The 11,935-nt window shown below is 58.9% G+C and carries 11 protein-coding genes; 6 read left to right on the top strand and 5 right to left on the bottom strand.

The window, feature by feature from the left end:
- Window positions 1-117 precede the first annotated feature (117 nt).
- On the top strand, window positions 118-705 hold the full coding sequence (locus tag MSL71_RS09295) for a cytochrome b/b6 domain-containing protein (protein ID WP_180139260.1): 588 nt from the start codon (window positions 118-120) through the stop codon (window positions 703-705).
- Window positions 706-981: 276 nt separating this feature from the next.
- Window positions 982-1,800 (top strand): M55 family metallopeptidase, encoded by an 819-nt coding sequence (locus MSL71_RS09290; protein ID WP_180139257.1) that lies wholly within the window; start codon window positions 982-984, stop codon window positions 1,798-1,800.
- A gap of 719 nt (window positions 1,801-2,519) precedes the next feature.
- Here the strand turns inward: MSL71_RS09290 and MSL71_RS09285 are convergent.
- Window positions 2,520-3,044 (bottom strand): rhodanese-like domain-containing protein, encoded by a 525-nt coding sequence (locus tag MSL71_RS09285; RefSeq protein WP_218950992.1) that lies wholly within the window; start codon window positions 3,042-3,044, stop codon window positions 2,520-2,522.
- A 96-nt stretch (window positions 3,045-3,140) separates the two neighbouring features.
- On the bottom strand, window positions 3,141-3,623 hold the full coding sequence (locus MSL71_RS09280) for a MauE/DoxX family redox-associated membrane protein (RefSeq protein WP_180139251.1): 483 nt from the start codon (window positions 3,621-3,623) through the stop codon (window positions 3,141-3,143).
- A gap of 193 nt (window positions 3,624-3,816) precedes the next feature.
- Between MSL71_RS09280 and MSL71_RS09275 the strand changes: the two genes are divergently transcribed.
- Window positions 3,817-4,542, top strand: a complete 726-nt coding sequence (locus MSL71_RS09275) for a TIGR04283 family arsenosugar biosynthesis glycosyltransferase (RefSeq protein ID WP_180139248.1) — start codon at window positions 3,817-3,819, stop codon at window positions 4,540-4,542.
- A 218-nt stretch (window positions 4,543-4,760) separates the two neighbouring features.
- Window positions 4,761-6,320 (top strand): Na+/H+ antiporter NhaC family protein, encoded by a 1,560-nt coding sequence (locus tag MSL71_RS09270; RefSeq protein ID WP_180139245.1) that lies wholly within the window; start codon window positions 4,761-4,763, stop codon window positions 6,318-6,320.
- A gap of 53 nt (window positions 6,321-6,373) precedes the next feature.
- Here MSL71_RS09270 and MSL71_RS09265 read toward each other — a convergent pair whose 3' ends face one another.
- The 3 genes from MSL71_RS09265 to MSL71_RS09255 form a co-directional block, all read right to left on the bottom strand.
- Window positions 6,374-6,946, bottom strand: a complete 573-nt coding sequence (locus tag MSL71_RS09265; protein WP_180139243.1) for a DUF4136 domain-containing protein — start codon at window positions 6,944-6,946, stop codon at window positions 6,374-6,376.
- Between the two features lie 90 nt (window positions 6,947-7,036).
- Complete coding sequence (locus tag MSL71_RS09260; RefSeq protein ID WP_180139240.1) at window positions 7,037-8,341, bottom strand: amidohydrolase; 1,305 nt, start codon at window positions 8,339-8,341, stop codon at window positions 7,037-7,039.
- A gap of 134 nt (window positions 8,342-8,475) precedes the next feature.
- Window positions 8,476-9,297 carry a purine-nucleoside phosphorylase gene (locus MSL71_RS09255; RefSeq protein WP_180139237.1) on the bottom strand — a complete coding sequence of 274 codons (822 nt, stop codon included), beginning with the start codon at window positions 9,295-9,297 and terminating at the stop codon, window positions 8,476-8,478.
- 489 nt (window positions 9,298-9,786) lie between these two features.
- Here MSL71_RS09255 and nifU point away from each other — a divergent pair, with 489 nt between their 5' ends.
- On the top strand, window positions 9,787-10,614 hold the full coding sequence (nifU, locus tag MSL71_RS09250) for a Fe-S cluster assembly protein NifU (protein ID WP_180139234.1): 828 nt from the start codon (window positions 9,787-9,789) through the stop codon (window positions 10,612-10,614).
- A complete protein-coding gene (gene nifS / locus MSL71_RS09245; protein ID WP_180139231.1) occupies window positions 10,614-11,792 on the top strand; it encodes a cysteine desulfurase NifS in 1,179 nt (392 codons plus the stop codon). Before nifU ends, nifS begins: the two co-directional genes overlap by 1 nt.
- Window positions 11,793-11,935: the final 143 nt, after the last annotated feature.

The raw sequence follows: 11,935 nt of genomic DNA, 5'->3' as shown, positions 1-11,935 counted from the left end.
CAAATTGACGGAGCGAAGCGACTCCACCACTATTCACTTCTAACGATTCACTATTCACTGTCTCCGTGACGTGATTCAACAACCCAAAACCTGAGTTCTGTATCAGGAGGAAATACCATGAACCAACCCATCTACCTTTTCACCCGCTACGAGCGCCTCTGGCACTGGTTCCAGGTGGTGATCATCACCCTTCTCATCGTCACGGGCCTGGAAGTTCACGGCTCCTTTTCCCTCATGGGGTTTGAAACCGCTGCCCGGGTCCACAACCTCTCCGGCATCGCCTGGGCCGTGGCCTTCGCCTTCTTTGCCTTCTGGATCGCCACCACCGGTGAATGGAAACACTACATCCCCACCACGCGAAAAATGGCCCTGGTGGTCCGCCACTACGCCGTGGGCATCTTCAAGGGCGAGCCCCACCCCGTGCCCGCCACGGAGCGGGCCAAGCACAACCCCCTCCAGCGCATCGTCTACCTCCTCTTCTCGGCCCTCCTCCTCCCGAGCCAGATGATCACCGGATTTCTCTACTACACAATCAACACCCGCACCGACTTCATGGCAGACGTGGGCCTGAAAGCCATCGCTGTTCTCCACACCTTCGGCGCCCTGCTGGTCCTGGCCTTTATCATCATGCACGTCTACATGATCACCACCGGTCCCACGGTGTTTTCCCATTTAAAGGCCATGATCACAGGGTGGGAGAGGTAACGCAGGGCTGCCGGAGACAAACGAAGCAAATGGGCATGTCGCAAGGTTTGCTTGCAATTTTTACAGGCATCGTAAATACTTCATCATCAGAGTGTCTGTTTCTGGTTCCAACCATTTAAGGGCTATGCCCCAAAATAATACATAACGATAGTTCGCCTCAAATGCATTACGTCTCGACGCAACGATCCAAAAAACATGCTGAGGACGTATGGGGTGATCACGTCATGTGTAATTTATACTTGGCATGGCCCTAAAGAGTCACTTGCGGACATCCCCATGACCCGACACGCCCTTATCCTGGCCGACATCGAAGGCATCATCGGCGTTCACGCCAAAGCCCAGTGTACGCCCGGTGCCCATGCGTGGCACAAGGCAAGGCACCTTCTCACAGCCGATGTCAACGCCGCGGCCCGGGGCCTTCTTGACGCCGGTTACCACCGCATCACCGTCGGCGACATGCACGGTACGGGCTTTAACATCCTCCCGGAAAAACTCATGGCCGAAGCTCGCTGCGAGCAAGGCCACCGCTGGCACCCCGTGCCCCTCATCGGCACCATGCCCGAGGCAGACTGCGCCGTGATGGTCGGCTGGCACGCAGCACCGGACCAGGAAGGGTTCAGCCCCCACATTTTCCATAAGCGTTTAAGAAAGCTCTGCATCAATGACAGCCCCGTCACCGAGGTGGAACTCTTCTCCGCCGTGCTGGGAGAACACAACATCCCCGTCACCTTTGTCAGCGCCGAAGACGTGGCCTGTGACCGTATCCAGGGGCACATGCCCTGGATCCATCGGTTCGACGTCCCCAAGCGCCCCGTCAGCCAGTCCCACATCCGAGACCTTCGCATCCGGCTCACCGACGAAGTGCGTCAGGCCGCCTCCAACAGCAACGCGCCCCCACTGGTGTGGGGCACCCACAAGGTCACCGCCACCTTTCCCGATGAAACACAAACCTGGACCTCCCCGTCAGCGACCACAACCTTCCGCCGCCTCCTGGCCGACACAGCCCTGGGCTTTGCCCCGGATGCCGCCATCCCCTGCCTCCTCTTTATCCTGCGCACCCGCTGCCGCATGGAGGAGTGGGCAAGAAAACGATAAAACCATGCCTCCGGCGGCGAGGTGTGCCACCTCGAATGCAGGGTGCGAATGCTCCGGGGCTCGTACCTCGCCCCGTCACATTCGCTGAAGGGCTTCACAGGTTTCGGAGACATCACACATGGAGGCAGAGCCTCCGAAAAACATTCCCAGGCGGAGCCTGGGAACGAGCAAAAAAGCTGGGCTTCTGAGCAAAGCCGACAAAAAACCATGCCTCCGGCGGCCCTGCCGGGGCCAAACGTTTAATCCGCTTTCGCCCAAGGGCTACGGCGCGACAAAAAAGTTTGACAAACAGATCTTGTGAACGTCTCGGCTCCGCCGTAAGTTATCAGCAAGTCGACTGTTTTAAAGGTATCGGGCATATATCGTCTTCAGTCGTCCAGCCCCGTTGGGACTTTTTAGTCCGTCGTTGACCGGGCCGCACCGGAATGCGGCGCTCCAGGGAACAAGGGTGTCCGGGGGGTGGGGATGAAAACAGGCCGATGGCCCAAACAATGATCAAGGGTCGACGTTTGCTTGAAAGGCGGATGTGGTTTGACCCGAGGAACGAGGGTCAAAGCGCATTCGCAATCTGCTCTCAAGGTGGCACACCTTGCCGCCGGAGGCTGTACTTTTTGGAATGTACTCTTACCAAACAAAAACACCCCTGAACCGGCTGACACGGTTCAGGGGTGTTTTCATGTTTCAGGTGGAGGACCTGGAAGAAAGGGAGTTAGGCGGTCTTAATCGACCTTCTCGGCTTTGTAGCCTGCGCCTTTCCAGGCGTAAATGCCACCGCTGTAGCGGTAGACGTTCTTGTATCCGAGTTTCTTGGCCCAGACCGCACCGTTGTGGCTTCGGGTGCATTTAACAAACCCGCAGTAGACGATGATGGTCTTTTCTTTGTCTGCGCCGAGGAGAGCTTCGTATTCGGCCTGGGTTTTACCGGCGGTTTCATCGTTGTTCCAGGTGTTCATGTCGGGGATGGGGAAGAGGAACTGCACGGCGCCGGGAACGTGGGCCTTTTTGTAGCTGGCGTCATAGGGCATGGTGTCCACGATGACCATCTCTTTGTTCTCATCGATCATCTTCTTCAACTCGGCGGTGGTCACCAGGTCGTAGCCGCCGCGCTGGATCTCGCGCACGAGCTTGACGGCGCCGGTCTCTTTTTCCACCTCTTTTTCAAACTTGCTCTTGCCGAAAGCGAACACGTTGCCGGCCAGAAGAAGGGTCAGGCCCACCGCAATCACCGCAGAAAATCGTTTCATCGTCATTCTCCTTAAAAAAACCGTTTCAAAAACCGCATAAATCCGAACACACAAAAAGGACTGTTCAATTCGCAAATCAACCGACGGGATGCGCTGTTATGCCATTCGAGGGTCAAGCCCCTGGACATCGACACGTTGATCCGCACCGCGCCTCAATCGTCGGCTCACGGCCGTCAGGCCCATGAGCCCGCAAAAGAAAACATCCCGGTAAAGGGCTGTGCGAAGTCCGCCAAAGGCCCGCGCCTCAGGATCTTCCGGGCCAAAGCATCCGCAATCGATATCGAGCCCGAGGTAGATCCCGTAGCCGAGGATCGCCATGAAGCACAGCATAAGCACAAACAGGGTCTCCAAGGCCCCCCGCATATCGAAAATCAGGGCCAGGCCCGCCACCACTTCCACCACGGGCAACACCACGGCCACCAGGCCGGAGAATCCCTCGGGAAGAAGTCCAAAGGCATCGATCACCACGGTAAAGGCAGCCGGGTCCATGAGCTTTCCCGCACCGGACCACAGAAAAATTCCGGCCACCAGAAACCGGAGTCCCCTGTAAACCCATCTGTTTTTCAAAACATATGTCATGGTTCCTCCTGCCATCACCGTGCTTTTTCAACCGATTTCAATGGTGATGCATATATCGGGCAGTGAGTAAAAAAACCAATCGTTTGTATTGATGATATGCGGAAAAACCATTTACGATTTCAATACGACCCCGCCACGCCATGAGGGCAAAACCACCCTGGCACTCCCCGGCCATCTGTGGCACACTTTCCCCATGAAAACGCACCCAGCCCCCTTTCCGACACTGACCGCCATCATCCCCACCCTCAACGAAGAGGCCGGAATCGCTGAAGCCGTGGCAAGCCTTGCCATGGGCGGGTGCTTCCTTGACATCGTGGTGGCCGACGCAGGGTCCACGGATGCCACCTGCTCCCTTGCAGAGGCTGCCGGGGCCCGCGTGGTGCGCTGCACATGCAAGGGGCGGGGCTTGCAGATCGCCGAGGCCTGGGCCACCTGCCACGGGGATGTGTTGGTGGTGCTCCATGCCGATGCCCGCTTTCCGGCCCACGGCGCCGACGCCATCCGGAAGATCCTTGCCCACAGCGCCGTTCCCGGCGGCGCCTTTTCCATGGGGTTTTCCCCTGCCACGGCCCGCACCCGTCTCATCAGGGGGTTAAATCACCTGCGCTGCCACACCACGGGCATCAGCTTCGGCGACCAGTGTCAGTTCGTAAGGCGATCAGTCCTTGATGGGTCAGGGGGATTTCCCCCCATGAAGCTCATGGAGGATGTGGAGCTCTCCCTGATAATGAAGCGCGCAGGAAAGCCGGTGCTTCTCCCCCAACGGGTCACTGTCTCCCCCAGGCGTTGGGAAGCAACCCCCTTCTCCCGAGGCGTCACCCGTGTCCTCTTCCTTTTCTTTGCCTATCTCATCAGGCGAAAAATGGGCCGCCCCCCCGGCGACGGAGGCTGGTACCACAAGAAGTACTACACCCCCTGATAACGGGCACGACCCGAACCACGATTTCAGATCTGCTGTATCAGACAGAAGATCAGTTCGTATTTTCCTATAAAGAAAAAACCGTTGGGGCGTTCGGCATATTGCCGGACGCCCCAGTTATTTAGACTCCTCCCCCCTTGACAAACCGGTGGATTCCTCCTATCTGCACAGTGAAAATAAGTTAAAATTATTCACTGACAGTCTTTAAGGATTCTTCTATGGAACACATGGGTATCGTCTCGATTCTGCCGGTTGTGCTGGCAATCATCATCGCAATCAAGCTCAAAAACGTCATTCCGGCACTCTTTGCAGGCGTCCTCACAGGGGTTCTCATCCTCTCAGGGGGTCACCCCGTCACGGCTGTCACCACCATGATCAAATCCTATCTCTTTGCCCAGGTCGCCGACAGCTACAACGCAGGCGTTCTGGTTCTTCTGGTTTTTATCGGGGGATTTGTGGGGCTCATGGAAAAATCAGGCGGGGCTGCCGCCTTTGCCCTGAAGATGACGGAGATCGTCAACAACCGTTTCAAGGTGCAGCTCTCCGCCTGGCTGGGGGGAATCATCGTCTTTTTCTCGGACCTCGGAACGCCCCTCATCGTGGGGCCCATCTCCGAACCCCTGTTCGACAAGCTGAGGGTCTCCCGGGAGAAACTGGCCTGGATCATCGACTCCACAGCCTCCCCCATTGCCGTCCTCGTTCCCTTCATCGGCTGGGGGGTCTACGTCATGGGCCTCATCCAGAAGGAATTTACAGCCCTGGGCATCGCCGAATCCGACTGGACCGCCTTTATCAAGGCCATTCCTTTTCAGTTCTACCCGATCCTGGCAGTCATCATGGTGCCGGTGGTGGCGTTCACCGGCTATGAATTCAGCGCCATGGCCCGGGCCGAGAAACGCACCATCGACACCGGGGAGCGCTACTGGCCCCACTCCAAGCCCCTGAGGCACGCCAACGATGAGCGGAACGCCAACAGCAAGGCCATCCTCATCTGGCTCCCCCTCATCGTCCTCTTCGTCACCCTCTTCGGCATCCTGGGTCCCTTGGGGTTTCCCCTGAAAAAGGTCCCGGGCAGCACCTTTCGCACGGCCCTGAGCACCGGGTACCTCTTTGCCGCCATCACCATCATCTCCCTCATGGTCTTTCATAAGGTGAAAACCCTCAGCGAAAGCTTCGACATCTATTTTTCCGGGATGAACAAGATGATGAACGTGGCGGTGATTCTCGTGCTGGCCTGGTCCCTGGGGGCTGTGGGAAAACACATGGGAACGGCAAACTACATCATCGAGGTGACCCACGGCACCCTGCCCGCCTGGGGCGTGCCTGCCGTGGTCTTTCTGATCGGTGGGATCATGTCCTTTGCAACGGGCTCGTCCTGGGGGACCTTTGCCATCCTCATGCCCCTGGTCATCCCCATGTCGGAAACCCTGGGTGCCCCCCTCCACGCCTGCATCGGGGCGGTCCTCTCCGGCGGGCTCTTCGGAGACCACTGCTCTCCCATCTCCGACACCACCATCCTCTCCTCCACCGGGGCCGGATGCGATCACATCGACCACGTGGAGACCCAGCTGCCTTACGCCCTGCTCAACGGCACCGTCAGCCTTGTGGCCTACCTGCTTGCAGGCATCACGGGCAGCGCCCTCTGCCTGCTTTTGGCCATGGCCACCCTGGTGGTCTCCCTGGTGATCCTCTCCAAACGAAACGGCGTCCATATCCCCAACACCACCGTTGAGGATGTGGAGCGGCTCACCCCAGAGCCTGCCACGGCTCGGGAGTAAGGAAACAACGCACCTCCGGCGGGCAGGGGGACGGTGCAAAAGCTCCGTCCCCTTTAATGGGTTTCCTTGCCTGCCGGGGGGACGGGACTCAGCATGTCCGCCACCAGGGCGTCAATGGCCTCTTTCCGGGCGGCATCCGCTTTTTTCATGTCTGCCATGCCCTGGGCCAGGGTCCGCCAGGCGGGCTCTTTGTCTCCCGGCCTGAACATGGCCACCAGAATGGAGCCTTTTTGAAAGGCCGACTGGTTGATCCCTTCGGTGGAAAGCCCTGCCACCATGCCGGTTTTCCGAAAAATATCCTCATCGGTAATCTTCGACTCCATCCCCAGGCCGAAGCCCATGATGAAATCGGGTTCCGCAGACATCGCCACCAGCACGTAGCCTTTGCCTTCCATGGTCCTGCGGATGGCATCCCGCGTCATGCCCACAAGCATATCCGCATCGGATCCAGAGCCAAGGTAGGCGGCGTTGCCCACCGGATAGATGGCAAAAAAACGTGCCGGAGGGGCCACCAGGCCCAGGTCCCCGGTCACCAGCTTACTCACGGTCTTAGGCTCGTTTACGGACAGGGATGCACAGCCCGCAAGCAGCACCAGCCCCACAAATCCAAACCAGATCTTCTTCATGGTCCACCTTAAATTGATTGCATTGTTTCAGGGTAACAATTTATCAACAACAACGTATCAGACGGTCAAACCATGCGGTTCCCTGTAAAATCACCCCATGAATGCGGCGATGCGGTTGACCTCAGCCATCACGGAGTCCACGTCCACGGTAAGGAGCCTGCCCTCTTTCACCACCTGCCTGCCCTCCACAAAAACGTCCCGCACATCGGCCCCTGAGGCGGCATACACCAGGTGGGAGACGGGGTTGTGGGTGGGGGTGAGGTGGGGTTTGTTCATGTCCACCAGGATGATGTCCGCGCGCTTGCCTGGGAGAAGGCTGCCGATACTCCCCCCAAGACCGATGGCCTTGGCGCCTTCCCGGGTGGCCATCTCCAGGACGGTCCAGGCGTCCATGGCCACGGGGTCCAGGCTGTAGGCCTTGTGGAGCTTGGCCGTCACCTGCATCTCGTTGAAGAGATCCAGGTTGTTGTTGCTGGCCGCGCCGTCTGTTCCCAGGCCCACGTGGATCCCTTTGTCCATGAGGGCCTGGGCCGGGCAGAGCCCCGAGGCGAGCTTGGTGTTGCTCCCCGGGTTGTGGGATGCGGTGGCGCCGCGGCGTGCCACAAGGTCCATGTCCCCGTTGTTCATCCAGACGTTGTGGATGAGCAGGGTGGACTCATCCAGGATATGGAGGTCGTCCAGGAGTTGATACGGGGAAATCCCCCGTTCCTCTTTGAGGCGCTGCACCTCATCCTCGGTTTCTGCCACATGGATCTGGAACAGGACGCCCAAAAGGCGGCAGGCCTCCTTGGCCGCGGACAGGGTCTTTTCGCTGCAGGTGTAGGGGGTGTGGCAAAAGATGGACGGGGTGATAAGGGAAAAACGGTCCTTCCACGCCTCCACAAAGGCGGCGGCTTTTTCCACGTTCACAGAAGGGTCAGGCACCCCGGGCGCGGGAAAATCGATGACACCGTGGGCCAGCACGCCCCGGATCCCGGTCTCCACCACGGCCTCGGCCACCTCCCCTTCGTAAAAATACCCGTCACACACCGTGGTGGTGCCGGACAAAAGCATCTCCGCGCAGGAGAGCAGGGCCCCTGCCCGCACCGTCTCCGGGTTGATGTGGGCGGCTTCGGCCGGGAAGATATGCTCGTTGAGCCATGAGGCCAGGGGCATGTCGTCGGCCAGCCCCCGGAACAGGGACATGGGGCTGTGGCAATGGGTGTTCACCAGGCCGGGCATCACCACGCAGCCTGTTGCATTCACCACGGTCTCGGCCTCGGGAAGCGTATCCCCCGCCCGGAACACAGCCCCCACCACCCCGTCTTTCACCAGCACAGCGCCCCCGTCGTAAACCTCGCGGTCCGTCATGGGGAGCACCCACCCGCCCTTGATTAACGTCGTCCCTCTGGTCATCGCTCCGTCCCTTTCAATAAAGAATCGCTTCTATAATCAAACGGCATCCCTGCCGTTTCCCACCCGGCCACGCCCTACCCCCTGCTCACTACTCACTACTCACTATTCACTATTCACCTATTATCTATGACCTATTACCTATTACCAATGACCTGTTTCAACACCCCCTCAAACCCCGGCCGCGCCTTCTCTGCCACGGCCAGCACCTTTTCCACCGTAGCCTCTTCCGGATTATCCGGATCATTGATGTTGGTGATCAGGGAAAGGCCCAGGGTACTCATCCCCGCATGGGTCGCGGCGATCACCTCCATGACCGTGGAAAACCCCACGCAGTCCGCCCCGATGGTCCGGAGCCAGCGCATCTCGGCAGGGGTTTCAAGGCTGGGCCCCTTCAGGCCCGCGTAGACCCCCCGGCAGGCCGGTACATGAAGGTTCCGAGCTGTTTCAAGGGCCGCATGGGAGAGGTCTCGGTTGTAGGCATGGATCATGGAAGGAAAGCGAAGGCCCCAGTCATCGTTGTTGGGACCCACCAGGGGATTTTCACCGGTGAGGTTCAGGTGGTCCCGTATCACCATGAGGCTCCCCTCTTTAAAGGTAGGGTTAAGGCCACCGGCGGCGTTGGTGACAATGAGGGTCCGGGCCCCTAAGGCTCGGGCCACCCGAATGGGAAAGGTCACTTCCCGGGCTGTGTAGCCCTCGTACAGATGAAAGCGCCCCTGCATCACCATGACGGGGGTACCGGACGCATCGCCGCAAAGAAGGCACCCGGCGTGGCTCTCAACGGTGGCCAGGGGAAACCCGGGGATCTCCCCGTACATCAGGGAAGCCTCTTCCGAGACAAACCCGGTGCAGTCGGACAGGCCGGTGCCTGCCATGATCAGGATGTCGGGGGTCTTTGGCCAGCGGCTCCGAATATAAGCTGCGGCCTCGGTCAGTCGTGCGGTGCTCTCATCCATGGGCGCTCCCTTGTATGAACGGTGGACTCAGGTATGCTTCATGATGGAACAAAAAAGATATCGTTTTGCTGATGTCGCCATCTACTATCCCTTGGGGGCGAAAGGCTTGTCAAGAGCATCCCCGCTTTTCAAGCCCCTTGCTCCTTCGGCCCCGGGATGCGGTGTGCTGGGGACCGGCGTACAGGGGCTTTCCAAGGGATTCTTTTCTGGCACCGGGAATCGTTTTTATCGATTTTATCCTTGAAAGGGTTGACCAATCGTGGTTGATTCTTATCTTCATTGAAAAACGTTCGGCAGCCCCAAAAATCATACGGCCCTTCAAAAATTCCAAACCCAGGCGCCCTGTGACGGCCAGTCGAAAATGCTCAAGGCAACAACGCCTCGTCGGGACATCATGGACTTTCGAAATGTCGGCAGCACCCGGCTGCAAGCATTCGTGAACCGCCGGGTGGATGCGAGGCCATATATTATGCTTAACGGGAGAATACCATGTGGGATTATACGGAAAAGGTCAGGGAGCACTTTCTGAACCCCAGAAACGTCGGCGTGATTGAAAACGCCAGCGGTGTCGGTGAAGTGGGGTCCCTCTCCTGCGGTGACGCACTGAAACTCACCATTCGCGTGGGCGAGAATGATATCATTGAAGACGCTAAATTTCAGACCTTTGGATGCGCAAGCGCCATCGCCTCCTCTTCGGCACTGACCGAAATGGTCAAAGGCCTGACCCTGGACGAAGCGGCCAAGATCACCAACGACGACATCGCCGAGTTCCTGGGTGGCCTTCCCAAGGAAAAGATCCACTGCTCCGTCATGGGCCGCGACGGCCTGGAGCGCGCCATTGCCGATTACCGTGGCGAGGTGGTGAAAGAGAGCCAGGGCAATGTGGTCTGCGAATGCTTCGGGGTCACAGACCTTGAGATCGAGCGCGCAGTAAAAGAAGACGGCCTGACCACCATCGACCAGGTGATCAACCACCTCAAGGCTGGCGGCGGCTGCGGCAAATGCCACGACGACATCGAAGCCATCATCCACAAAGTCAAGGGTGATGCGCCCATGGAGATCATCAAGCCCGTGCGCATGAGCAACATGCAGAAGATCAAGCTCATCGAAAGCACCCTGGAGCGTGAGATCAAGCCCACCCTCCAGAAAGACAGGGGCGACATTGAGCTTGTGGACGTGGTGGGCGACAAGGTCTACGTTCGCCTCCAGGGCTCCTGCGCCTCCTGCAGCAAGTCCCAGATTACGCTGAAAAACCATGTGGAAGCCAAGCTCCGGGAGCTGGTGACCTCGGAACTCGTGGTGGAGGAGGTGAAGTAATGCGCACCGTATATCTTGACAACAACGCAACCACCCGAGTGGCCGACGAAGTCCTCGAAGAGATGATCCCCTGCCTGCGCGACGTCTTCGGCAACCCCTCGTCCATGCACCACAAGGGCGCCGAAGCCGGTGAGCCCCTGAACCTTGCCCGCCGTCGCGTGGCAGCCCTCCTGGGCGCCCAGCCGGAAGAGATCCTCTTCACCAGCTGCGGCACCGAGAGCGACTCCACCGCCATCAACGCGGCCCTGACAGCTCACCCCGACCGGAAGCACATCATCACCACCATGGTGGAGCACCCCGCGGTCCTGAGCTACTGCGAGTATCTGGAGAAAAAGGGCTACCGCGTCACCTTTGTCCCCGTGGACAAAAAGGGCTGCCTTGATCTCAAAGCCCTGTACGCGGCCGTCTCCGAAGAGACCGCCATTGTCAGCATCATGTGGGCCAACAACGAGACCGGCACCATCTTCCCCGTGGAAGAGATCGCCAAAAAGGTAAAGTCCTTGGGCGCGGCAGTCTTCCACACCGATGCGGTTCAGGCCGTGGGAAAAATCGACATCGACATGGCCGACTCGGCCATCGACATGCTCTCCCTGTCCGGTCACAAGCTCCATGCCCCCAAGGGCGTGGGCGCCCTCTACATCCGCAAGGGCACCAAGTTCGCCCCCTTCCTCATGGGCGGCCATCAGGAAAAGGGACGTCGTGCCGGCACCGAGAACCACTCCTCCATCGTGGCCCTGGGCCGCGCCTGCGAGCTTGCCGCAGAAAAGATGGAAGAGGAGAACACCCGGGTCAAGGCCCTTCGGGACCGCCTTGAAAAAGGCCTTCTTGAGACCATCCCCAACAGCTTTGTCAACGGGGACCTGGATAACCGCCTGCCCAACACCTGCAGCATCAGCTTCGAGTATGTGGAAGGCGAAGCCATCCTCCTGATGATGAACGAGTTCGGGATCTGTGCTTCTTCGGGATCGGCCTGCACCTCGGGCTCCCTGGAGCCCTCCCACGTGCTGAGGGCCATGGGCGTGCCCTTTACCGCCGCCCACGGCACCATCCGGTTCTCGTTGTCCATCGACAACACCGACGAGGACATCGACACCGTCCTTGAGTGCCTGCCCGGCATCATCAACACCCTGCGCCAGATGTCCCCCTTCTGGGCAGAAGCCATGGCAGCCAAAGCCTGATCAAAACGGGAATGTCCACAAAACGCCCGTCATAAAAAACCGCCCCCCGTATTCGGGGGGCGGTTTTTTTGGTTGCGACGGTCACCTGACGCCTGGAGGCCGCCTTCCGGAGACCGTCCAAGGCGTCAGGGAAACTGGGTTTC

Source organism: Desulfoluna butyratoxydans (genome assembly GCF_900699765.1).
In the GTDB taxonomy this organism is placed as follows: domain Bacteria; phylum Desulfobacterota; class Desulfobacteria; order Desulfobacterales; family Desulfolunaceae; genus Desulfoluna; species Desulfoluna butyratoxydans.
This window is presented reverse-complemented; position numbering and strand designations above follow the sequence as displayed.